The 24144-nt window shown below is 47.3% G+C and carries 16 protein-coding genes, 4 tRNA genes and 6 pseudogenes; 18 read left to right on the plus strand and 8 right to left on the minus strand.

Annotated features, from left to right (window positions below; all coding sequences use genetic code 11):
- Nucleotides 1–145: 145 nt before the first annotated feature.
- A pseudogene (locus MNO13_RS10180) lies at nucleotides 146–972 on the plus strand (ArdC family protein).
- A gap of 273 nt (nucleotides 973–1245) precedes the next feature.
- Nucleotides 1246–1395, plus strand: a pseudogene (locus MNO13_RS10185) (IS5/IS1182 family transposase); the annotation flags it as partial.
- A 116-nt stretch (nucleotides 1396–1511) separates the two neighbouring features.
- On the opposite strand, the gene MNO13_RS10190 reads toward MNO13_RS10185, so the two are convergent.
- Nucleotides 1512–2777, minus strand: coding sequence for a tyrosine-type recombinase/integrase (locus MNO13_RS10190; protein ID WP_232887533.1), 1266 nt, complete (start codon nucleotides 2775–2777; stop codon nucleotides 1512–1514).
- 161 nt (nucleotides 2778–2938) lie between these two features.
- A tRNA-Asn gene (locus tag MNO13_RS10195) sits at nucleotides 2939–3014 on the minus strand.
- A 190-nt stretch (nucleotides 3015–3204) separates the two neighbouring features.
- On the opposite strand from MNO13_RS10195, the gene MNO13_RS10200 reads away from it, so the two are divergent.
- The 6 genes from MNO13_RS10200 (at nucleotide 3205) to cbl (ending at nucleotide 8796) form a co-directional block, all read left to right on the plus strand.
- Nucleotides 3205–3570, plus strand: a complete 366-nt coding sequence (locus MNO13_RS10200) for a hypothetical protein (RefSeq protein WP_064545616.1) — start codon at nucleotides 3205–3207, stop codon at nucleotides 3568–3570.
- Nucleotides 3571–3617: 47 nt separating this feature from the next.
- A complete protein-coding gene (locus MNO13_RS10205) occupies nucleotides 3618–5504 on the plus strand; it encodes a protein-disulfide reductase DsbD family protein (protein ID WP_241939941.1) in 1887 nt (628 codons plus the stop codon).
- Nucleotides 5501–6112, plus strand: a complete 612-nt coding sequence (locus MNO13_RS10210; protein ID WP_064545619.1) for a DsbA family protein — start codon at nucleotides 5501–5503, stop codon at nucleotides 6110–6112. Before MNO13_RS10205 ends, MNO13_RS10210 begins: the two co-directional genes overlap by 4 nt.
- On the plus strand, nucleotides 6102–6605 hold the full coding sequence (locus MNO13_RS10215; protein ID WP_241939942.1) for a protein disulfide oxidoreductase: 504 nt from the start codon (nucleotides 6102–6104) through the stop codon (nucleotides 6603–6605). The genes MNO13_RS10210 and MNO13_RS10215 overlap by 11 nt, the downstream gene beginning before the upstream one ends.
- A gap of 220 nt (nucleotides 6606–6825) precedes the next feature.
- Nucleotides 6826–7743: a nitrogen assimilation transcriptional regulator NAC gene (gene nac, locus MNO13_RS10220; RefSeq protein WP_064545623.1), complete on the plus strand. Its 918-nt coding sequence runs from the start codon at nucleotides 6826–6828 to the stop codon at nucleotides 7741–7743.
- Between the two features lie 105 nt (nucleotides 7744–7848).
- On the plus strand, nucleotides 7849–8796 hold the full coding sequence (cbl, locus tag MNO13_RS10225; RefSeq protein ID WP_241939943.1) for an HTH-type transcriptional regulator Cbl: 948 nt from the start codon (nucleotides 7849–7851) through the stop codon (nucleotides 8794–8796).
- Nucleotides 8797–8857: 61 nt separating this feature from the next.
- Here the strand turns inward: cbl and MNO13_RS10230 are convergent, their stop codons facing one another.
- The gene (locus tag MNO13_RS10230; protein WP_064545627.1) at nucleotides 8858–10255 is read right to left on the minus strand and encodes a YfcC family protein; all 1398 of its coding nucleotides are present in this window, start codon (nucleotides 10253–10255) and stop codon (nucleotides 8858–8860) included.
- Between the two features lie 5 nt (nucleotides 10256–10260).
- Nucleotides 10261–11400 carry a M20 family metallopeptidase gene (locus MNO13_RS10235; protein WP_241939944.1) on the minus strand — a complete coding sequence of 380 codons (1140 nt, stop codon included), beginning with the start codon at nucleotides 11398–11400 and terminating at the stop codon, nucleotides 10261–10263.
- Between the two features lie 114 nt (nucleotides 11401–11514).
- Between MNO13_RS10235 and MNO13_RS10240 the strand changes: the two genes are divergently transcribed.
- The 4 genes from MNO13_RS10240 (at nucleotide 11515) to MNO13_RS10255 (ending at nucleotide 12957) form a co-directional block, all read left to right on the plus strand.
- Nucleotides 11515–12438: a LysR family transcriptional regulator gene (locus MNO13_RS10240; protein WP_208111304.1), complete on the plus strand. Its 924-nt coding sequence runs from the start codon at nucleotides 11515–11517 to the stop codon at nucleotides 12436–12438.
- 221 nt (nucleotides 12439–12659) lie between these two features.
- A tRNA-Gly gene (locus tag MNO13_RS10245) sits at nucleotides 12660–12735 on the plus strand.
- Nucleotides 12736–12784: 49 nt separating this feature from the next.
- A tRNA-Cys gene (locus MNO13_RS10250) sits at nucleotides 12785–12858 on the plus strand.
- A 12-nt stretch (nucleotides 12859–12870) separates the two neighbouring features.
- Nucleotides 12871–12957: transfer RNA gene (locus MNO13_RS10255), tRNA-Leu, on the plus strand.
- A gap of 108 nt (nucleotides 12958–13065) precedes the next feature.
- On the opposite strand, the pseudogene MNO13_RS10260 reads toward MNO13_RS10255, so the two are convergent.
- Nucleotides 13066–13324 (minus strand): annotated as a pseudogene (locus MNO13_RS10260) (site-specific integrase); the annotation flags it as partial.
- Here MNO13_RS10260 and MNO13_RS10265 point away from each other — a divergent pair.
- Nucleotides 13325–13552 (plus strand): annotated as a pseudogene (locus tag MNO13_RS10265) (toprim domain-containing protein); the annotation flags it as partial.
- A gap of 325 nt (nucleotides 13553–13877) precedes the next feature.
- Here MNO13_RS10265 and MNO13_RS10270 read toward each other — a convergent pair.
- Nucleotides 13878–14123 (minus strand): hypothetical protein, encoded by a 246-nt coding sequence (locus MNO13_RS10270; RefSeq protein ID WP_133521689.1) that lies wholly within the window; start codon nucleotides 14121–14123, stop codon nucleotides 13878–13880.
- 1554 nt (nucleotides 14124–15677) lie between these two features.
- Between MNO13_RS10270 and wzz(fepE) the strand changes: the two genes are divergently transcribed.
- A complete protein-coding gene (gene wzz(fepE) / locus MNO13_RS10275) occupies nucleotides 15678–16793 on the plus strand; it encodes an LPS O-antigen length regulator Wzz(fepE) (protein WP_241939945.1) in 1116 nt (371 codons plus the stop codon).
- 185 nt (nucleotides 16794–16978) lie between these two features.
- Here the strand turns inward: wzz(fepE) and MNO13_RS10280 are convergent.
- Together MNO13_RS10280 and MNO13_RS10285 are read right to left on the minus strand one after the other, a co-directional pair.
- Nucleotides 16979–17059, minus strand: a pseudogene (locus tag MNO13_RS10280) (DinI family protein); the annotation flags it as partial.
- 80 nt (nucleotides 17060–17139) lie between these two features.
- Nucleotides 17140–19518, minus strand: a complete 2379-nt coding sequence (locus MNO13_RS10285) for a DUF3772 domain-containing protein (RefSeq protein WP_237931700.1) — start codon at nucleotides 19516–19518, stop codon at nucleotides 17140–17142.
- 474 nt (nucleotides 19519–19992) lie between these two features.
- Between MNO13_RS10285 and MNO13_RS10290 the strand changes: the two are divergent.
- The 4 genes and pseudogenes from MNO13_RS10290 to MNO13_RS10305 all read left to right on the plus strand — a co-directional run.
- Nucleotides 19993–20544 (plus strand): annotated as a pseudogene (locus tag MNO13_RS10290) (UPF0149 family protein); the annotation flags it as partial.
- A gap of 348 nt (nucleotides 20545–20892) precedes the next feature.
- Nucleotides 20893–22308, plus strand: coding sequence for an undecaprenyl-phosphate glucose phosphotransferase (locus tag MNO13_RS10295; RefSeq protein ID WP_133521685.1), 1416 nt, complete (start codon nucleotides 20893–20895; stop codon nucleotides 22306–22308).
- Nucleotides 22298–23584, plus strand: a complete 1287-nt coding sequence (locus tag MNO13_RS10300) for an outer membrane beta-barrel protein (protein ID WP_064545716.1) — start codon at nucleotides 22298–22300, stop codon at nucleotides 23582–23584. The genes MNO13_RS10295 and MNO13_RS10300 overlap by 11 nt, the downstream gene beginning before the upstream one ends.
- A gap of 1 nt (nucleotide 23585) precedes the next feature.
- Nucleotides 23586–24143, plus strand: coding sequence for a polysaccharide biosynthesis/export family protein (locus tag MNO13_RS10305; RefSeq protein WP_064545718.1), 558 nt, complete (start codon nucleotides 23586–23588; stop codon nucleotides 24141–24143).
- Nucleotide 24144: the final 1 nt, after the last annotated feature.

The following is a 24144-nucleotide window of genomic DNA, read 5'->3' on the forward strand; positions in this document are numbered from 1 at the left end:
AACGATCAACGTCTACGACTTTCACCAGAGCGATATAAGGGGCGCTCAGTCCGGGTTGGCACATAGTCACATTCTCGTGTTGCCTTTCACCTTCGTATCAACTTCCGGTCATCGTTCCTTGTCACAACCTGGCCCGCAAGGGGGTATGAGCGCTACGCGTCCTTGCTGGCCAGAACGATTCCTGGGCGTCGAACCGTCAGGCGATACGCAGACTAAATTTTCAAAAACAGATACTTATCAGACTGTCACCAACAGCACAAATTACAGCGGGATGAATATTATGCTGTTGTGGTGCCGCGCATCAGAGCAGATGTTTACGACTCCCCGCTGGTTGACCTACAAACAGGCTCAGGAGTTGGGCTCTCAGGTTCGCGAAGTTGAACAGGGGCAAAGGCCATTTTTTTATAAGATGCTCGAGAAGGAAAGCGGCACGAGGGAAGTTGAAAAAATCTCCGTGCTGAAATCGATCACCGTTTTAACGTTGTACAAATTGACGGCCTGGCAACGGGCGCTGAAATCTAGCCGCAGCCGGTGAATGAATTTGACCCATTGCCACAGGCTGAAATCCTTTTCCTGCGTTCTGGCGCGAAAATGAATGAATGTAGTCAGCAGGCCTTTTTCAGACCGGCAACCGATGATATCTATCTGCCTGAACGTCACCTTTTTGGCGATGCCGCGAGTTTTTACGAAACAGGACTGCATGAACTGGTTCACAGGATTATGCATTTGAAGAACTGATCGCGGAGCTGGGCAGCGCGTTTTTAATGCCTGATTGGGGGGACGGGGGAAGGACAGCACGAAATCTATATTGCTTCATGGCTGCATGCGTTGAAAGGTGACAAACAGTTTATTTTTAAGGCCGCCAGTGCAACTGCTAAAGCACACTGTTATTTGATGGATGTCTGTGGAGGGAGCGTTATGGGAACAAGCCAAGACGCAAGCACCGGAGTGCCAGTTACGAGGCCCGGATAGATTCAAGCAAGTCAATGATATCTTCAAAATCAGTTTTCCAGAGGGTCAGCATAAATAGGAATTTTTCGGATGCTTTTTCGTTATAATTTCGGATATTATTTTTCGGCAATATCTTGATGATAAACATATGATGTACTCCGATTTCAGGCTGCAGTGGTTGCAGCCTTTTTTTACTAATTAATTCACTGTATTTAAATTAATTTCACGTATTTTTCCGATAAACGCCAGCATTCTGCTATGTTGCGCCCCCCAAATAAAGCGACATGTCTATTCGAAACCGGGATGTATCATGTGAAGCAACTGTCCGGGGGGCATCTGATGCTGCGGGGCTATGATGGCCTGGTCGGGGAGGCTATGGTCATGATCCGGGTATTAAAAAAAATGACGCGTGCGGGTATGCCAGAAAGTGTACATGTTGCCTGATAGAGCACCAGTTCAGGGGGCTATGTTTCCCAAATCTGATTTATTCAACAAAGCCGACAATACCATGAAGAATGCAGCATCTGTGAAAACAGCTACTGCATTTAAGCTATCGTCGATTATCCCTGGTGGTTGTTAACTCTGCTCCAGATATAAGGAGGGATATACACTCTCGGGCACATGTCCAGATAATCTGACCACCACTGCATCATTGTCTGGCGTGCCTGAAGATGCTCTGCTTTGTGGATATACGCAAGCCGCACACTGTTGCGTTCCTGGTGGCTCATCTGCCTCTCAACGGCATCCTGAGACCACAACCCGGATTCCATCAGGGCACTGCACGCCATGGTGCGAAATCCATGACCGCAGACTTCAGATTTTGTGTCGTAACCCATCAGACGCAGCGCCTTGTTGACCGTATTTTCGCACATGGGCTTATACGGATTATGGTCGCCGGGGAACACCAGTTTCTGATGACCTGAAATCTCTTTAATTTGTATCAGAATATCGATGGCCTGTCGGGATAAAGGCACAATATGCGGAGTACGCATTTTTGCACCACGCCCGGAATAGCGGACCCCGGGAAGGATTTCCCGGGTGGCGGGAAGGGTCCAGATATTGTTTCGAAAATCAATCTCATCCCAGCGGGCAAAACGCAGTTCACTGGAGCGGATAAACAGGTGCAGGGTAAGTAATACCGCCAGCCGGGTTAATTCCCGCCCTTGCCGGTAGCCATTAATGCGGGTCAGTAATTCCGGCAGGCGTTCCAGTGAGAGGGCTGGATAGTGGTGTTTGACGGGCGGAGCGGTCACACCATCCAGATTCTGAGCCGGATTGTTTTCGATCAAGCCCTGATGGACGGCATAACGCATGATGTTGCACAGGTGCTGCCGTGTGCGGGACGCGACCTCCAGAAGACCTTTTGCCTCTATATCTTTCAGAAGTGCGATGAAATGACGGGGTTTTAGTTCCGTCACTGGCAGATGACCCATTACCGGAAAGATATGATTATTCATGCTGGCAAGCAAGCGGTCCGCGGTATTCTGCGACCATTTCTGATTGCTCTTATGCCAGCCCAACGCCACTGTTTTAAAGACCTGTTCCGGCGAACGGGCGGCTTTTTCGGCGAGACGTTGTTGGGCGGGGTTGATGTTCTGCGCCAGCAGTTTGCGGATACCATCACGCTGTTGACGGGCGCCAGAAAGGGATACATTGGGGTAAGCACCTAAACTTAAGCGGGATTCTTTTTTGTTTATGCGATATTTGAGATACCAGAGACGTGAACCGCCAGGGTTGACTAAAAGATACAGACCATGAGAATCGGAAACTTTGAAGGGTTTGTCAGAAGGTTTGAGACTGCGGATTTTAGTGTCATTAAGGGACATATGGTGGTCACTCCATAATCGAACTGAAATGACCCCAGATCAGACCACCAATTTTTCCCGATGCGGAGGGTAAAGTAAAAATGTATCGGGAAGATTTTTCACGCTAACTTATTGAATCAATAATATATAGAGATTCGCAAAGAGGCATAAAAACAATAAAATGGCTCCTCTGACTGGACTCGAACCAGTGACATACGGATTAACAGTCCGCCGTTCTACCGACTGAACTACAGAGGAATCGGTTAACGGGGCGCATATTAGCGAGGTGTTTCAGGCTTGTCAAAGCCTCTCATCACGCGGTTGGTTCGTTTGCTGATAAAACAAGCAAACCGTGTCATTAAACGCCATAGACATATCTTTACAGCGCATAAGTTGCCAAACCGAGGCGACGGGCTAAGATATGCGGTTCAAATGGAGTGAAGAATTCATGTTAAAACAGCAGCAAATTGCAAAGTGGTTTTTGTTCCTGGCGTGTCTGGTGGTGTTAGTGTGCACCGCGCAGCGCATGGCGGGACTGCATGCTTTGCAAATGAAAGCTGCCGAAAGCGTGATGATGGCGCAAAACGGTGTTACCGATACGGATAAAGCGTCTCCCATTACGCCTTGTGAATTGAGCGCTAAATCGCTGCTTGCCGCGCCGCCAGTGCTGTTCGAAGGTGCATTGTTTATCTTCAGCCTGCTGCTGACACTGCTTGTGCCATTGCAGCCGAACTCTTCTTCTATTGTCCCCGTTCGTGAGTTTTCCTCGCCCACCCTCAGAGTCCATCTGCGATTTTGCGTATTCCGTGAATGAAAACGGCTGTTTAACACAGTCCGATTATTCATTTATGGAGAAACAATATGTTGAGTATTTTCAGGCAGGCGTTGCTCTGCCTATTGCTGCTATGGTTGCCAGCCAGTTGGGCTGCGCAATCCGGCTGGCTACAGTCAGCTGACAATAATAATGTCAGCGTGCGTCTGCGCGCTGACACTTCACCGCAAGGCGAGACGCAGGTTTTGCTGGATGTAAAACTTGAGGATGGCTGGAAAACTTACTGGCGTTCGCCTGGTGATGGTGGCGTTGCACCGATCATCAACTGGAATAAGCCGGTAAAATCAGCCCTTTGGTTCTGGCCCGTACCACAGCGCTTTGATGTGGCTGGGATCACCACTCAAGGCTACCAGCATCAGGTCAGTATCCCGATAAAACTGGCAGGCGAAGCGCCGTCTAAAATCGCCGGAGTGCTGACGTTATCAACGTGCAAAGATGTTTGTCTGCTGACCGACTTTCCGTTTGAAATCACGCCTGCTCAAAGCGATGCGAATTTTGCCCATGACTATGCGCAAGCCATGGGCAAAGTGCCGCTTGCTGGCGGCCTGACTGATAAACTAACTGCCGGATATCACCATGCAGAGTTAGTGGTACAAGCCACTCGCGCAGCGGGCTGGCAGAAACCAGAGCTGTATCTGGATATGCCGGAAGATGCCAGTTTTGGGAAACCAAAATATCAGATAGCAGGTGAAACGCTGTGGGCGACGATACCGGTTAGTGATGGTTGGGAGGGGGCGGGGCCGGACTTGCGTGGCCGCGATTTATCAGTGGTTATCGCTGATAACGGTGTCGCGCAGCAAAGTAGTATCACGATAAAAGATGCGCCAGCTGTGCCCGATGTGGGGGAGGACTTCACGCTTTGGCAGGTGTTGCTCTTTGCCGTGTTGGGCGGTTTTATCCTCAACCTGATGCCGTGTGTTTTGCCGGTTCTGGGTATGAAACTCGGCTCGGTGTTGATGGTGGAAAAACAAGATCGGCGCAAAATACGCCAGCAATTCCTCGCCTCTTTTGCCGGGATCCTGCTCTCCTTTATGGCGCTGGCGCTGTTAATGACCATCCTGCGCTTGACCAATCAGGCGGTGGGTTGGGGCATCCAGTTCCAGAATGTCTGGTTTATCAGCTTTATGGTGTTGGTGATGCTGGTGTTCAGCGCCAACCTGTTTGGATTGTTTGAAATTCGACTGTCATCGAAAGTGACAACCAAACTCGCAACTCAGGGTGGAAATGGCTTAAGTGGGCATTTCTGGCAGGGCGCACTGGCAACACTTTTGGCGACACCTTGCAGCGCACCGTTCCTCGGAACCGCTGTCGCTGTTGCGTTGGGAGCCGCGTTGCCCGCGCTGTGGGGAATATTCTTCGCCTTAGGCGTGGGGATGGGCTTGCCGTGGTTATTGATCGCCATGCGCCCATCGCTGGCGTTACTTCTGCCAAAACCGGGGCGTTGGATGCTATGGCTGCGTCGCATCCTGGCGGTGATGATGCTGGGTTCGGCACTATGGCTGGCGAGCCTGTTGCCGGTGCATTTTAGCGCTGCAACAACGGTCCCGGCAGAAGAAAATATTACCTGGCAGCCGTTAAGCGAACAGGCGATTCAGGATGCGCTCGCACAAAACAAGCGAGTGTTTATTGATATCACCGCCGACTGGTGTATCACCTGTAAAATTAATAAGTTAAATGTCATTTCCCGTGCTGATGTGCAGGCTGCATTGCAGGAGCCTGACGTGGTTGCACTGCGTGGTGACTGGACACTCCCTTCAAAAGAAATCACTGAGTTTCTCAAGCAACGCGGGCAGGCTGGTGTGCCTTTCAATCAAATCTATGGGCCGAACTATCCTGCCGGGAAACCGCTACCGACACTTTTATCGCGCGATGCGGTACTGAATGCGCTAACTGATGCGAAAGGAAATAAATCATGAAACTGCTGATGACACTTGTGCTGTTACTTGCCCCCATCTTTGGCGCCTTCGCCGCGACTTCAACCGACGAAGAACAGTTGCAGGAGATGATTTACCAGGCGTTGTACCACGATCCATCCAGCCCGCGGATAGGTGCTACCACTGCAAAACTGACGATTATCTCTTTTACTGATTACAACTGCCCTTACTGTAAACAGTTCGACCCGATGCTGGAAAAAGTGGTGCAGAAATATCCTGATGTAGCGGTGGTGTTTAAGTTGCTGCCTTTTCGTGGTGAATCTTCCTCGCTTGCCTCACGCGTGGCGCTGACAACCTGGCGTGAGCATCCGCAGCAGTTTCTGCCGCTGCATCAAAGTTTGATGTCGAAAAAGGGTAACCATACGGCGGCCACCATCGACGCTGCGGCAACCAAAAGTGGCACCACACGAGTCGAGCCGGATGAATTGAGCAGGGAAACACTGAACCTCAATCTACAACTGGCACGGGTTGTTGGGGTACAAGGAACGCCTGCGACACTGGTTGGTGATACGTTACTGGCGGGTGCCGTACCGTGGGAATCCCTTGATGAACTGGTCCAACAGAAACTGGAGCAGGCTAATGATCGGTAAGCTGCGACGGTGGGGGCGGGAAGCGTTGGTGATGGTGTTGGTTCTTATCACCATCGTAGTGCTTATGGACTGGTGGCGCGCACCCAAAATGCCGACCACTTTTGACAGCACGTCGCTACAGACGCTGGATGGGCAAACGTTGACCCTAAATGCCCTGAGTGAAGAACGCCCGTTGTTACTCTATTTTTGGGCGAGTTGGTGTGGCGTCTGCCGTTACACCACGCCATCGGTATCACGGCTGGTGGAAGAGGGGGAAAACGTAATGACGATTGCGTTGCGTTCTGGCGAGCCACAAGCCGTGTTGCGTTGGCTGGAGCAAAAGAAAGTCCAGCTTCCGGTGGTTAATGATGCCTCGGGTGAGTTGTCGCGCAACTGGCAGGTTGGCGTCACGCCTACGTTGGTTGTGCTTTATAAAGGTGAAGTGGTTTCTTCAACCACCGGCTGGACCAGCTATTGGGGAATGAAAGCGCGGCTGGAATGGGCCGCTTTATAAAATTGTGAACAGGCGCACTTTTATGGTGCGCCTGTACCTCTTATGGGGCATAAGCGAACCACTGTTTCAATTTCAAATCCCGCCATTTTAATCACTTTCTCTTATTATCCAGCTGGTTAGCGCATCTGGTCGGATGTTTGTAAAAAGTGGCAAGCATATTGCAATTCCTTAAGGGACATCACTGCCGAGACTGGCGTTGGCATTCCGTGTAGGAGGCAAAATGAATTTAAGACGACTGAAGTACTTCGTAAAAATCGTCGATATTGGTAGCCTGACTCAGGCCGCAGAGGTGCTGCATATAGCGCAGCCAGCCCTGAGCCAACAAGTCGCTACCCTTGAAGGTGAAATGGATCAGCAGCTGTTAATTCGCACCAAACGCGGCGTAACGCCAACAGAAGCAGGAAAAATCCTTTATACCCATGCGCGGACGATCCTGCGTCAGTGCGAGCAGGCGCAATTAGCCGTTTGCAATGTGGGCCAAACTTTGGGCGGCCAGGTTTCAATTGGCCTGGCACCAGGTACCGCAGCATCTTCAATCACCATGCCTTTATTACAGGCAGTACGTGCGGAATTACCCGACGTGCTGGTCTATCTGCATGAGAACAGTGGTTCTGTCCTGAATGACAAGCTGTTAAGCGGCCAGCTTGACATGGCGGTCTTGTATGACCGTTCTCCGACGGCGGGCATCATTAGCCAACCGTTACTTAAAGAGGAGTTGTTTCTGGTCGGCACCCGCGACTGTCCAGGTCAGACAGTCGATCTCACTGCGGTGGCCGAAATGAACCTATTCCTGCCGCGTGACTACAGCGCTGTGCGTAAACGCGTAGATGAAGCTTTCTCACTGCGCCGATTAACGGCGAAAATTACTGGCGAAATTGATTCGATCTCCACACTCACGGCGGCGATTGCCAGCGGCATGGGCGTGACGGTGTTGCCAGAATCTGCGGCGCGCTCGCTGGTGAGTTCAGCTAATGGCTGGATGGCGCGAATTACCAGTCCATCGCTGAATTTACCGCTCTCGGTTAACTTGTCGGCGCGCACTGCTTTGTCGCCGCAAGCGCAGGCGGTAAAAGACATTTTGATGTCTTTAGTCGTTCGTCCGGTTCAGGAAAATCGCGAGCTGTTATTGGTGGGTTAATCTGGCTTATTGCTAAATCGAATAAGTTGCTGGTTTTTATTATTTGTTATCTCGGGGTTGCCACTTTAACAATAGTGTAAAGAACGGTGATGCCCCGGGGGCAATGTGAACTTCCAGCAACTGAAAATTATTCGCGAGGCGGCTCGGCGGGACTACAACCTGACCGAAGTCGCCAACATGCTTTTCACCTCGCAATCTGGTGTCAGCCGTCATATCCGTGAACTGGAAGAAGAACTCGGTATCGAGATTTTCATTCGCCGTGGCAAACGGCTGTTAGGCATGACGGAGCCAGGCAAAGCTTTGCTGGTGATAGCTGAACGCATTCTTAATGAAGCCGGCAATGTTCGGCGCCTGGCAGATGTTTTTACTAATGATGCCAGTGGTGTTCTGACCATTGCGACCACCCATACACAGGCTCGCTACAGCTTGCCAGGCGTGATTAAATCTTTCCGCACGCTATTTCCGGAAGTCCGTCTTGAGTTAATACAGGGCACACCGCAAGAAATAGAAACCCTACTGCACAACGGTACTGCGGATATTGGTATCGCCAGCGAACGTTTGAGTACCGATCCTTTAGTCGTCGCTTACCCGTGGTTCCGCTGGTATCACACGTTGCTGGTGCCACACGGCCATCCTCTGATTCACGCTAATCCGCTTACGCTCGACGATATCAGCCGTTGGCCGATTATTACCTATCGACAAGGCATAACAGGGCGTGCGCGTATTGATGAAGCGTTTTCCCGACGTGGATTAACGCCGGATATCGTCCTGAGTGCGCAAGATTCTGACGTAGTGAAAACCTATGTGGAATTAGGGTTGGGGATTGGCCTGGTCGCGTTTCAGGCTAGCGGCGATGAAGGCGGGGAGTTAGTCAGGCTGGATACGCGTCATCTGTTCGAAGCCAACACGGTTTGGCTTGGGCTCAAACGTGGACAGCTCCAGCGTAATTACGTCTGGCGCTTTATCGAATTATGTAATCCGGAACTCTCCGTTGCGGATATTAAGCGATTAGCTCTGGAGCCGGAAGAAACCGCGCTGGATTATCAAATTTGAGGTGTGTCAGAAAATAAAAAAACCTGCTCAGAAGCCTGAGCAGGTGGGGAATAGAAGCGAATTAAAACGGTCCCCATTTAATTGCGACACCAATGAGCAACATGACAATACAAATCACAAACCATAGGGCAATGAGCGGGGCAATAAATCGCAGCCATTTTCCAAAGGAAACGTTGGCAGTAGCCAACACGGCCATCAGCACGCCAGAAGTTGGACTAATGGAGTTGACGATTCCTTCACCTAACAGTGCGGTTTGCACGATTACCTGACGGGTTAGACCCAGGCTATCGCCTAACGGCGAGAAAATAGGAATCAGCAGGGCAGATTCCCCGGAGCCAGACGAAATGCCAAAGTGAATCAATCCAGCGCTGATGAACATCCCGATGGCTGCGGCTGTGGGAGGGAAGGGGGTCAGTAAATTCGACAAGTAGCCCACGATAGGATCAAGAATATTGCCTTGTTGCAATACGATTGAAATTGCCGTCGCCATCCCGACGATAAAAGCCCCTTTAACCAGAGTGGAGCAACCCGCCAGAAAGGTATTGGCGATTTCGGAGCCAGACATCTTCCCCTGCAACCCAACCACTACCGCCAACAAAACAAACATGGCGGACATTTCATCCGTTCCCCAGTGAAACTTAATTGTTCCGCCGATGAAAATCAGTAATGCCAGCGCCGTGGTTGTCAGAATCAGTTTGTGGCGGCCAGATATCACCATTCTGCTTTCTGCCGATGTGTCCAGTTGAGGGCGACCACGGCCCTGAAGCCGCTCGCGGCGAACATGCCAGATTAAATACCCCACGGCAGTGGATACAAACAGCAGGCAAGTCAGGCCGCGTAATAGCATTCCGGAAAACAGTGGGAGTTGAGCCAAATGCTGAGTTAGCCCAGTGGTGGCAGGATTTAAAATAGCGACGTTAAATCCGGATGCGCAGGTTAAATACACCAGCGAGGCACCCAGAATTGGCGGCAAGCCTATTGAGCGTGCAACCAACAGACCAATGGGAACAAAGGCTACGACGGCGTTGACTACCACTCCTGTGGTACCCAATAAAGCAAAAATCACGCCGAAGATCAGGATAATACGCGTATCGCTTAGGTGAGTGCTGCGTGACAGATGATTAAGAACTGCGGCGATAGCTCCGGTTGATTCCACCACGGCCAGCACGCCGCCAGTAAACAGTATTAAGAAGATAATTGGCGCGGATTTGACCATACCGCTGACAATCGCTGTAAATATCTCAAGCGGGTAGATTCCAGATTGTGGGACGGCATGCAGGCTGTCTTTCACGGCAAACTTAATCCCGTCGCGGGTGATGAAGTCAAATTCTCCGGCGGGAATTAGCCACGTTGCCAGTGCTGCCAGCACCAGAATAATAAACAGCAGCAAATAGGGACTTTGCCCGCTTTTGGGCGGCGAAATGGCAGCATTGTCGTTATTAATATTTAATTGAAGCATCGTATTTACCCTTCAATAGTTACGTTACCGAGGATCATTCCGGCGACCAGGGCCGCACGGGGGACAATGTCAGCAATAAGAATATGTTCGTGCCGGGCGTGAATTCCTGCGCCTGAGGCTCCAAGGCCGTCCAGGGTAGGCAAACCCATAGCAGCGGTAAAATTACCGTCACTGCCGCCGCCAACAGCTTTCCCTTCAACAGAAAATTCCAGTGCGTGTGCCACTCGCTGTGCTCTTTCAAGAAGAGCAGTGGATGCTGGAGTTTGCCGCATTGGCGGGCGGTTCTGGCCCCCCGAGACGGTTAATGAAACCGCCGCGGTATATGGCGTGAGTTGGCTAATAGCATTGTGAATACGTACCGCTTCTTGCTCGCAAGTGACCCGGGTATCAACACTCAGCTCAGCATGCTCCGCCACTACGTTCGCGCGGCTCCCGCCATGCGCTATGCCGACATTGACTGTCGTGCCGAGTTCAGGAACATTTAAACTGTGCAGGAACAGAATTTGCTGTGCCATTTCCTGCACTGCGCTAATACCTTCTTCCGGGTTATTACCCGCATGAGCGGCTAACCCCGTTATAGAAACGTCATAACGACCTGTCCCTTTGCGGGCGATTTTTAACGCGCCGCTGCCTGCTATAGCGGGTTCCATCACCAGAACCTGAGACGAGCCTTGTGCATGATGTGATAGCCAGTTTTTTGAGCCAGGGCTGCCCAATTCCTCGTCACTGTTACATAAGAAAACGACGCGCTGGTCAACTAATAGATCCAATGCTGCGAGGGCGCGTACAGCCCAGATGGCCTGCACCAAACCGGCTTTCATATCTAATATGCCTGGGCCATGAAGCTTGCCGTTATCTTCACGCATTTCCAGAACACCTGTATCCCATACGGTATCAAAATGCCCCAGAATGGTGGTTTGTGGCTCGTCATCACCGAAAGTGAATTTGAGGTTATTGCCAAAGTGTTGCTGCGCATCCACTTCTGCCGGTATCCCCAGACGTTTCTGGAAAATATGCTGTAGTACTTCACCGCAATGATCTACCGCATTTTTGTTGGTGGAAGGGGACTCGGCCTGCACCAGTAGCTTGATATCAGCAACAATTTCAGAGAAATGTTGCTGCAAATAATCTTTTATATTTTTCATGTTGTGCCCTTTCTGTCTTCAGGATCATGGACAGTATGCGCAGGAAGGGGTGTTAAAAAAATGTACTGCAAATGCTAATATTGTTGACCTGAGAGCAACAGACAGGCGAAAAATATGATGTTGTCCACGTATCCTGAAAAGCCCATAAGCTATTTGTATTTGGTTGGTGAGCATGGTGGCATTCGCCGCGCAGCAGATGTCTTGGGCATTAATCCGTCAGTTGTGAGCCGACAGCTTTCATTTCTTGAACGTAGCCTGCAACTGCCGCTGCTCGAACGGCGCGGGCGTAACGTTGTACTGACGGAGGCAGGGCTGCTGCTGGCAGATGAATATGCAAGGACTTGCCTGCGGCGGGAACAATTAGAACGCCAGCTTCAGGATCTACGCCATATGCGCGGTGGATCAATTAATATCCGTGTCGGGCAGGGGATGGTTGAAGATGTGGTTAAGTATGTTGTGAAGGAGTTTTCCGCGGCCTATCCCAGTGTCTTTGTGAATTTGATGTCAGGTGATATGCAAACGACGGTGATGCTGATTACCAAGGGTGAAGTGGATATGTCAGTCAGCTTTGGGCCAACGGGGGCTCACGGATTAACATGCCATAGTTTTAACCGTGGCCCGATTTGTGCCATTGTCCCGCCGGAACATCCTGTTGCGAGTTTGCCCAGTGTTGGAATTGCCGAACTGGGCCAACATCGACTAATCGCGATGAATGAAAACTTTGGCCTGCAACGCTACATGAATGCCATCTTTAAAAGTGAAGGGGTGATTTATACGCCCTCATACTGCTGCAATTTATTTTCCAGTGCCATTGCCTTGAGTCAGGCGGGACTCGGTATCGCGTTTATGACCGCACAATCGATTAAAGAGCCATTGGCGCGTGGTGAACTGGTGGCTGTTCCTATCAACCACCGTTTAGCGCGCGAGAGCCAATGTCACCTATTGCGTAACGGAGATCATCGTTTAACGCCTGCCGCTCATTATTTCTGGCAACTGTTGTGCCGCTATTTCAACGCGGAGGAAAAAGGAGATATTTGATCCTTTCCTCTTTGATGAGCTAATTTTTAGCCGCTTTGGGGCGGTAATTGCGTGAAGCGTGATCGGTGCGGTGCAAAATTCAGCAAACGGAGCGCGGTAACTGAAAATTTCGTTGACTCACCGCGTCAGGTAAGTAGAATGCAACGCATCGAACGGCAGCACAGCTTGCCAGAAGATAGTAAAATCAAATGATTAGCTTTAAGCTTAATTAAAATGATTTTGCGGGAATAGCTCAGTTGGTAGAGCACGACCTTGCCAAGGTCGGGGTCGCGAGTTCGAGTCTCGTTTCCCGCTCCAAATTTATGTAGCAGAAATTCTGTTACAGCCTGCAAAGGTAAAAAGTTTTGGCGCGTTAGCAAAGCGGTTATGTAGCGGATTGCAAATCCGTCTAGTCCGGTTCGACTCCGGAACGCGCCTCCACTTTCTTCCCGAGCCCGGGTGGTGAAATCGGTAGACACAAGGGATTTAAAATCCCTCGGCGTTCGCGCTGTGCGGGTTCAAGTCCCGCCCCGGGCACCATGGGAATAAAAGCTATAAAATCAATGATAAAGCAGTGTCGTGGAAACCACCTTCGGGTGGTTTTTTACTTTCTAAAAACTACTTTTCATAATATCACTTCATAATATTCTATTGTCCTCTCACCACCGGAACGATCGCAATTTTTTGTCATAGCGAGCTGTCTGCTCCACATTTTTATGACCAGAGATTGCCTGTTTCTCGTAAAGATTCTCTTTCAGATCCGAAATGTCTTCTTACGCTTTTCGCCACCGGCTATTAAATCCATCCTTGGTGTATTTATTGCCGCTGGCTGGTGGATGATGTAGAGGCGGCTCATTCCTGAATTAAGCGGTAGCTCTTTTGCCATGCTGATTGCAGCCGTTACCCGCCGTACATCCGTAACGGTGAGTTGCTCCAGGTAAAGCGCATTGGCATTGCGCGGCCAAACGGCAAAAAATTGATTATGGCAGAAGCTGACTGCGAGCCATACCTTTTCGGCTGGCAGGCACTTGACGCTAAAGCCCGTTCGGTTGTGATTTGTGAAGGTGAGATCGATTACATGACTTATACCCAGTTCGGCATCAATTCGCTGTCAGTGCCGTTCGGAGGTGGGAAGCCTTTCTATGATGTGCTGGTGAAGGAGTGCTACCTTGCGGAAGGGCAGGCCGAAAAAGCCTTTGAGGCAATAATTAAAAATTGAGAGATGTGCACAATGTTTTGCCTTTTCACCTTAAAAAGGTTGATTTTATCCGAAGTTGTCGTGTAGCACGCTAGTGCGTGGGAAGTTGTTAATACCGCCATACACACATGAAACCTCGCTTCGGCGGGGTTTTATCTTTTCCGTGGGGTAAAAATGAAGTCGCACACCGGACAGCGCCGGGATACCGATACCAGAGCGAGTTCAGTCATCGGTACAGAGTTCATTGCTTTCAATTGTGTATCTATGGGAAATCTACCGGGGTGGAGGCGGTCGTCCAGTCAAGGGTAATCGAAAAACCATTCTCTGCGCTGTCGATAGTGACAATGTAGCCTGCTGAAACGAATGAGTGAATGAGTTCGTTAAGATAACGCTGGGCACCACCATTTGCGGTGACTGGGTATTGTTCCCTGGAGAAAAAACAAGACAGAGAACCCAGCTTATGTAGCTTCGGGTCCCTTAACCCTCTGACAAGTTTACTTGCCATCATCTTTTTTTCCGCTTCGGATTGCTGAGTCACGTTACACATGTTTTTTTCATAAGTTTGCCGCAGAAAACGGGCATTGGGTATAATCATTTATTTTAACATTCTTTTTTTCAGTAACCTGAGAGCCATCAAAGGCAAATGGTATTTTTGCCATTCATCATCGTGTAAAGAGAAACCTTTGTGAGTGGACAGGCATTAAGTGTTCTGTTTTAGTTTTCGTAAACATACATACCTACAATGTCCGTATCCCGACGAATGATACGCGAAGTTTGAAGCGGAATGGAAAGGGAAGATGTGTTGTAAATGCAGTAATGTGTCTATTTTTAAATACATTATTTCTTGATGTAGAGTCGGAATATTAGATCGCAACGGATGCGGTCTGACATATTTCGATGATGATGTGCTGACCTCCTTAGCAGTCTTCATCATATTATAATGCAGGTGGTGAATAGAGTGCAGAGCATGAAATTATGCACCTCAGTAATTTGTGTTGAGCTAATAGGTAATCGAATTTGTTAAATTAATGAGGGGCATGGTTAAAAAAATATCCATTCATAAGCAAGTAAATAATGAGGGTCGCGGTGGTGATGTATATAGCCATGGCAAGCTGTACTAAATGGTTTTGTTTTATTTTTAAACCAAAAAATTTTAATATTTTATTTTCTTGATACATCTCGTTACCTGTTGTTGCGGGTTGTAAAGTTAAGTTGTGGTATAAACACACTCTCACTTTAATATTCTCAATAGCCACATAATACCAGTAAGATATTTAAGCTGGGATTTTATGCGGCGGCATCCCTGTGCTGATGTTTTGTATGCCTGCTATGCATTATGTTATTTATTTTTTTACACACTTATAAAGTGAAGGTGCGAATTGTGAATGGTGTTCTTGAAAAATTCATCGTGGAAAACATTTATTTTAAAATGTGTTTTTTATGGAATTGTTTTTTGAATATGTTAATAACAAGTTCCAGAGGTATTAGTTAGGGTTGCCCTACAAATGTTTTGCTAATACTTTAAACGGCACAGCTACGTCTGGCCAGTCACTTGAATAGAAGTAATCACATTTTCGCCACACTTGAGAGTATTTAATGAAAATTTTGAACTTTCAACACTTTCTACTGATGAAGCTTACACACTCTGTAATAAAAATAATTTATGGTAAAACAAAAACGCGCTAAAAATTTCGATTTAAATACCTTGGGTAATACAGGGATGTGCCATGACACCTGCTGACCTGCTGACCTGCTGACCTGCTGACCTGCTGACCTGCTGACCTGCTGACCTGCTGACCTGCTGACCTGCTGACCTGCTGATTAACACACCTCGATGTTAATCATGTCTTCATAAGCCACTACATTAAAAGCATTTAATTTTTAAGCGAATTGTGCCGCTTACATATTGTGTGCTGTACATTTTATTTATGTTTTAACGAGACAACAAATGGTTTCAATGATCTATTGTTCTAATCTCTTGAATTTAAAACGCTAATTGACCATGCGAGAATCTTATATATCTACGCAACTGATTTTTTAAAAAGGAATTAACGGTAAAACCATGTCGTCTATCGAAGTAAAAGCCAACCAGTCAGAAAATGTTTTCCCTTATCAGTGCCCCCCTCATCGTGAGGAGATTGACCTACTGGAGATATTGGCAACCTTGTTTGCAGCCAGAAAGCAGATAGTTGTCATCATGTTTCTCTTTGCCCTGGCTGGCCTTGCTGCCAGTTTCCTGATCCCGCAAAAATGGACCAGCCAAGCCATTGTTACCAAATCTGAAAAAAAGCAGGTAATTGAACTGACTCACTCGGTGACAAATATGGCAGCGCTGGGCGTAGACGTGAAAGTTGAAGTGGACAGCATCTATAATACGTTTTTGAAAATGTTTGATTCTCAAGAGTTGCGTGGAGAATTTCTTGCTCAATCGCCTTATGTTAAGGCGCTGTTGGACAATAAAGAAGTTAATAAGAGTGAGCTGAACCGGGCGATTACCATTGTGTCGGGGAATTTTAAGTCCCAGAACAACAGTGATCCGAAAAATACAGATAGCGCACCTTATTCTTCCTGGACCCTGAGCTTCACAGCCCCTGATGCCAATGACGCTCAGCAGCAGCTGGAAAACTATATTCAATTTATTGTCGCCAAAGTGAAGAAAAAAGTGATGGAAGATCTGAAAAACTCTATCGATCTAAAAATTTCGACAGAGAAAAGTAAGCTGGCATTAGAACGCGCGTATCTTGAAAATCAGCATCATATCAAGGTGCAACGCCTTGTTTACTCTCTACAAGTAGCCAACGCTGCAGGGATCAAAAAACCGGTCTACAGCAATGGTCAGTCGGTCAAAGACGATCCTGATTATTCTGTTGCACTGGGTGCTGATGGCTTAACTGAAAAGCTCAAGATTGAGAAATCCATTAATGATGTCGCTGAACTGAATGCACAACTGCAGAACAGTGAGCATTTGTTAACTCAGCTTAAAGCGATTCATCTCGGTGATGTTAATTTCACGCCGTACACTTATCAGATGCAACCTTCTTTGCCGGTGAAAAAAGATGGCCCGGGTAAATCCTTAATTATTGTTCTTGCAGCGCTTCTGGGCTTATTGGTTGCTACGGGTATGGTATTGATGCGTCATGCGATGGGGAACCGCATGGAAAAGGAACAGCTGATCTAAGACCTTTTTTACGTTTGATGAATTAATGGCTCCCAGAGGGAGCCATTGTTGTTTGTAGCTTCGTCTCATTCAGACGATATCCAGTTTCTGGCTACTTAGCGTCGGTGTTCCCGCCATATTCCTTCTTCAACCTATTACGTTGTGTCATTGGTAGTTAGGAGGTACGCCTTTATTCTGGATAAGTAGTCAAAAGTAGGGAATATCCGATGCATACGCTTTGTCAGTTTGGCAAGTATGATGTCTTTGGCACCCGGTAAACCTTCCACATGCGATTTGCTTCCCGTCCTGCCTTTAGCTGGTCGTCCGTGACCGGCTTGATTAGATTCTTTATGTGACTAACCGAAGATCATTTTTGTGACTGGCTCAGGTCGACACCCGCGTTACGTAGCATTTTAAGTATTTCGTATAGAAGGTCACTGCGCGTTGAGCCGACAATACGCGGACTGATGACATAACCGGTCACGCTCAGCACAATGCCATTCGGCCCCAACTCCTTAAAACTCACTGATGGTGCAGGGGCTTCAAGAATCGATTCATGCTGACGATAAGCATCCAGCAATAAGGTACGAACCTGTTCTGGATCGATATTCAGCGGGAAGGTGAGGGTGATAGTCGCGACACCCTGTGCATTACCCATTGTGGCATTACGCACATTTTGCGAGATAAGCTGCGAGTTTGGCACAATCACCGTGGATTTATCACTGAGCTGGATCTCAGTGGCGCGAACGTTAATACGGCGAATATCCCCTTCAACCCCACTGATGCTGATCAAATCACCCACTTTCACCGGGCGCTCAGTCAACAGAATCAGACCGGAGATGAAGTTCTTCACAATCTCTTGCAGACCGAAACCGATACCGACCGATAAGGCACTGACTATCCATGCCAGTTTGTTCCACTCGATGCCAAGCATAGAGAAGGTCAGCATGATGATTAACACATAGCCAATGTTGGCAAACAGTGTCACCAACGAGGCACGCATCCCGCGGTCAAGCTTGGTTTTTGGCAGGAAATCTTTATCCAGCCAGCGACGCGTAGAGCGTAATACATATAAGCCGACGACAAGGCACAGCAAGGCATTCATCACCCGGGAAGGGATAATATTTGAGCCTTCGAGTCCTTTTCCACCCCATATCTCTGCAACGTTGTTGAGTAACTCAAGAGGTGTGGTACTACCGAAAGTGCCATTTATCAGTGCAACCGTGGCCAGCAGCAACAGCAGGGTTTTACCTAAACCGGTGAACAGTGTGTCGGCAAGTGACAGATGTCGGTCGTTGACGCTCAATGAGCTTTTGAGCATTTTCCCGCAATAGGTGGTCGGCGAAAATACGATGTCACAAAGATCCACCACAAAGTTGGCCAGCAGATACCAGCAACTCAGAACCAGTCCTATCCATAACAATTCAAAGCTAATAAAACGTGCTAGTGGGATATAGCCAATTAACAAGCTAAGTAGAATCACCATTGACGTGAGGCTTATTGCCAGATGAATAAGCCCGGCAATGGTTGATCGTACTTCAGATTCTTCACCCTCATCACGCATCATACGGCGTATGCGGTTGACCCGCAGCGGGGCGACCACGCCGATTATCCCGACCAGCAAGGCCAGCAGGCCATTACCCAACAGCGTCAACTCGATGCTTGCCCCCACCAGGGCATTCAGTTGCTCGAATGTGCCGAAGATAAAGATAGAGGTTGCCAGTATGGCTGGAAACGGAGCCAGGATTTTTACGACGGGATCAGCAATACCAGGTAAACGCCAGGAAGGTTGGCGGTGAGAGAGTAACGAGATCCCTAAAGCGGCAACCAACGATGAAAAATAGGTTAACCCTACCAACTGTCCGGCAAACTCATGCACCCAAAGCGAGGTTACGGGCAAACGAGTAAAAATATGGCACAGCAGTTGAACGCAGATCCCCAGCGTTAACAGGCACTCGAGGACGGTGACTGAGGCCAGGAAACTACGGCGAAAACGGCCCTGTGGCAGTACATGCAACAAGATCCAGTTGATAGGTTTATCCAGCACTCTGCGGCCGAATAAACCTATCGTTAGTGCCAGTAGCAAATAGACAGCAGAACCTATCTGCCACTCTTTGTCCCACGCTTGCTGCCAGGCATCACGCAGTTGTGACGAGAATTTGTTGAACCGTGCGACATCCTGATCGCTTGGGTTGAGCAGTGGCGTCCAGAATGCTTCACCTAACAGTGTTCCTGTGTTCAGTGCTATCTGGGTTTTTAGTGCACCGCGTCGCATTTCATCAATTTGCGCTGATAGATTTTGCGCACCAATGGCGATGACTTTGGCCTGCTCAATTTGTGTGGTGAGCAATGCCTTGCTGCTGTTTAAGCTTTTACGTTGGCTCACCACCTGGGTGGTTTCTGTTAACGTGCCGTTCGTGGGAGCGGGGCCTAATACCTCAAGTTGCGCCACGACTTGCGCCAGTTGTGGTTCCAGCGTTGCCATCAGTTGCTCGGTATCATTGGCGAGTAACTGGGCATCATTATTCAGACTGGTGAACTGTTTATCGGTTTTTGCGGTAGAAACCTGCTGTTTAAGCAAGTCCAGCCGTTGTTGTAGCTTTGGTAATATGCTGCTGGAATCAACCTTAACCGATGCTTGCTCGATGGACGGTTCGACGCTTTCATTCGCCCAACTCGTAGATTGGGCGAACAACAGATATGAAAAACATACCAGTAACAGGGATATTCGTAATCTTTTTTGCATAGAAAGCGGCGCTCAGGAATGCGAAAACATTGATGTCAGGGGATAAACAGCTAAGGAAACTTATTCGTCAGAAGAGGCATGCGACAAGTGCTTGATTCAATAGTTGAATAATGAATCTGTGTCACATTAACGGTAAGTTACTATCTGGATTTTACATAAATTCGAGATATGGATCACTATTATTGCCTCATCAAAGCGGAAAAAACCTTGTTGATGCTGATAATTACTTTATTTATTAGTGTGATATTAGTCGTGAAATTTTCTGTGCGAATTACGGAGCGATAAAGGTTAATCAGGTTGCCAGTAATGGAGGCTAAACGGTTGTTCTTTATGTAATTTACATATTCATCATATCCTTCCTGATAAAAACTTCATTTTTAGGTTAAAGTCGCTGCAATTCACAGGCCGAACAGAGCATAAAAGTCTGCCTGCTAAATTCGAATTAAAAATCAATCACTCTTTGGAGAACACAGTATGAATCATGGGCCGCTAAACGAAGAAGAACTGGAATGGCTGGATGACACTCTCACCAAATACGGGAGTGATGATTCCGTACTGGATGTCTCTGAACTGGATGGGATGTTAACCGCGATTCTTTCTGCACCGAAGATGATTACGCTTGCCGACTGGCAAGCAGCAGTGTGGGGTGGTGAAAAGCAACTTCCGCATTGGGAAAGCGCACAAGAACAGCAGCGCTTTAACGAGCTTGCTTCTCAGCATATGAATGATATTGCAGAACGTCTGTGCCATGCACCTGATCAGTTCGAGCCACTGTTTGGTTATCGAGAAGTGGACGGAAATGATTACACCATCGTTGAAGAGTGGTGTTTTGGCTACATGCGCGGTGTCGCGCTAAGTGGCATTACAGCTTTGCCAGAAACACTGCAAGGCGCGCTGGAGGCGATAGCATTACATGGTGAAGAAGCCAATATCGCTAAGCTGGAACAGATGACCGAAGAAGAATATGAAACGAGTCAGGCAGCTATTGGGCCAGCAGCACTGGAATTACATCGTTATTGGCAAGCACAGTCTGCGACAGAAACCGTTCATTAATCACACTTTTTAAAATATTTATTTCAGAAACAAAGTATTCAGTAAGCGAATACTTTGTTTGCTTTAATTTCCGCTAAACCATTCCTCCCAACGAACCTAAGTTAAATAGCAGCCTAAAAAACTGATCTAACTTATCTATACAAAACAAATACCTGACTACCCGTAACGCCCTTCATCAGCTAAATGTTGCCACCTTAGTTGAATGAAGTTATCTTTTACAATTCATAACAATCTTACATCGTATTCTTTACACTTATGGTATAATCAACGCGGGAAAGGACTATATCAATAATCATAATTCGACTAAGCGCGAGTCTAACAATGCTGAGAAATTCGCTGAAATTTACCCATGGAGGGTATCCAGTATTTATTAAGTTAGTTGATTTCATTTGTATTAACTCGATTTTAATATTGAGCGCCTTGCTATTATCGATGGAATCAACTAGCACTGTATTAATGTTCAGCATTCTCTTCTCTACCGCGTTTTTACTATTTGGTGAATATACCGAGCTTTATCTACATCGACCTAAAAACTGGAGTGTGCGTGGCCAGTTGCGTTTGATCTTATGTTCCTTCTTTACTGTTGTTTTTGTTGAAGTTATTAGGTTTTTATCTGGTGGTTTGCAATCAGTGGGTTATTTAAACGCGCTGGAAAATAAGTTTGTTCCTGTAACTCTATTTTGGTATGCGATTCCTCTTTTTTTACTTTATTTAATCCATTTATTTATTCTCAAGAAATCAACGAAAAAGAACATTCGCGTAGCTATTGTTGGGGTGACATCTAACGGGCTGGCCGCAGAAACTGCATTGCTCAAAGAATATTCAAATGTGAAGTTAGATATGGCGTTTTACGATGAACGTGATGCTTCACGATTTAGTGAGTTGATTGACCGAATTAATAGCCCTTTTAAAGGTTCAGTCAGTGGTTTGGTTGAAGAGGCAAAAGCGGGTAGGATCGATGAAATCTATATCGCTTTACCGTTAGTTGCGTTGGAAAGGATTCGCCATTTCCTGGCGGTGATGTCCGACACGACAGTCGACACTTACATCGTGCCAGACTTCAATTCTTACAGTTCTCACATGTCGGAGCTGCGCTCAGTCCATAATTTACAAACCATCAGCATCCTGAGTTCACCGTTTGAAGGTTTTGGTTCCTTTGTCAAACGAGCCGAAGATTTGGTACTGGGGAGTATTATCATGGTATTGATTTCTTCTCTGTTATTGGTGATTGGTATCGGGATAAAGCTGACTTCACGTGGGCCGGTATTTTTCAAACAAGACCGTTACGGCTTGAGTGGGCAAAGAATAAAGGTCTGGAAATTCCGGACTATGCGCGTTATGGAAAACTCAGACACTGTCGTTCAAGCGACCAAAGACGATCCGCGGGTTACCCGCTTCGGCGCCTTTTTACGTCGTACATCGCTTGATGAACTACCGCAATTTTTTAATGTGCTACAAGGCAGCATGTCGATTGTTGGCCCAAGGCCGCATGCCGTCACGCATAACGAGCAATATCGCAAGCAAGTGGAAAACTACATGATTCGCCACAAAGTTAAACCTGGGATCACAGGATTGGCGCAAATTAACGGCTATCGTGGCGAAATTGATGCACTTTATAAAATGGAAAAGCGCGTACAGTACGATATTGAATACATCCAAAGCTGGTCGTTGTGGCTAGATATCAAAATTATTATAAAAACTATTTTCAAAGGATTTATCGGGAAAAATGCATATTAAATATATTCTCGTTGCCGGAATAGTTTTAACGCACCCGGCCCTGGCGGACTTAACCCCGAAATCTCATATCGGCTTTGCAGGTATTGATTTTCAAGGCACAGCGGGTGTGAATTATGGTTATGACGATAATGTGACTTATCAGCCACATGATAGCGATGCTATTGGCTCAAACTTCTTGAGCGTTACTCCGGTATTAAGCATGGCGGGCGAAAGATACCAGGATAAATACCTGGTAATATATTCAGGTGATTATCGCAATTATAATAATGACTCTGCGGATAACTACAATGACCACTTCTTCCGTTTTAACGGCGTGTGGCGTTATGGATTAAAGCACGGGTTAATGTTCAATGTTGAAGACTCAATTGGCCATGAAGACCGTGGGCGTGGTATCACCGAAGGTTTTGTACCTGAGCAATTTCAAGAGTTTGGCATCGAATCGCCGCTGACCACCAACTTGCTCAATAGCGAACTACGTTACAGCTACGGAGCACCTGAAGGGCGTGGAAAAGCCGAAGTCGCCCTGCTGTATAAAAAGCTTCGTTTTGGTAATACCCAGGATGCACAGAATACCGACGACGACTTTTACAATTATATTCAAGAGCAAGAATGGTATGAAAATAGTCTGGTAGCCGAAATTTTCGACCAGTACTCACGGGAAACTCGTTTCCGTTATAGCTTTATTACTAACCAACGGCATTATGATAATGCTAATGAAAAAGACAGTAACGAATATTATTTGATGTACGGAATAAAGTCCCAGGTGACGGGAAAAACCAACATCGATATGAACGTAGCCTGGTTGTATAAAACGTTTCAGAACAACCCTGACTCGCAGGATTTTAATGGACTAAACTGGGATATTCAGGGCGAGTGGAAACCACTCAAACAGGCTATTTTTACGGCGCATACCTCGCAACGCATTAAAGACCCTTCAGAAGTTGGGGGCTACATTCTGGTTTCGCAATACGGTATTTCTTATCAACATTTTTGGCTCAACGATCGTTTCTCTACCTTGTTAGATTACTCCTACACCACGGAAGATTATAAGAAACAAGATAAGGATAGAACGGACAGAGATGGCGTATTCACATTTTCTATGAGTTACGACTTCAGACCTTCGGTTAATTTTGAACTGAAATATCAAATAGATACCTTGCGTTCGAATAAAGAGACCGATTCGTTCTATATCGGTGCTGACGACGACCGTGAAGTCCTGAGAACATTGGGCTACGACAATTCGCTGATTATGTTTACAGCTAAGGTGCAGATTTAAAATGAAAATAATGAAACTCTGGGCATTTTTATTATTCACGGTGCTTTTGGCTGGGTGTACAACATCCAAGCCACCACTCATGGATAATCCTGATGCTGAATCAATGGGATATCTTCTCGATGCAGGTGATACCGTCAGTATTAATGTCTACGGCGAACCTGATATGACGATGAAATTTATTATCGATAAAAGTGGAACGATTACCTTCCCTTATATCGGTAAATTAGTGCTCAAAGGAAAAACGCCGGAACAAGTGAGTGCCGAGTTAACCAATCGCCTAAGTGGAGATTATCTGCAAAACCCAATGGTGACCGTGAATATTGCGGAATTCCGTAAATTCTTTGTTTCAGGTGAAGTGAAGAACCCGAATGGTTTCGCCTACGAACCTGGACTCACGGTTGAAAAATCTATTGCACAGGCCGGTGGTTTCACTGACCGAGCGGATCGTAAAAATATCAATATTCGTCTGTCGGGGAGTAACCAATTGCTTGAGAACGTGGACGTCAGACACTCCGTTCACCCCGGTGATATCGTTATAATTGGCATGGGCTTCTTCTAAC

It is taken from the genome of Buttiauxella ferragutiae (genome assembly GCF_022637515.1).
Classification (GTDB): domain Bacteria; phylum Pseudomonadota; class Gammaproteobacteria; order Enterobacterales; family Enterobacteriaceae; genus Buttiauxella; species Buttiauxella ferragutiae.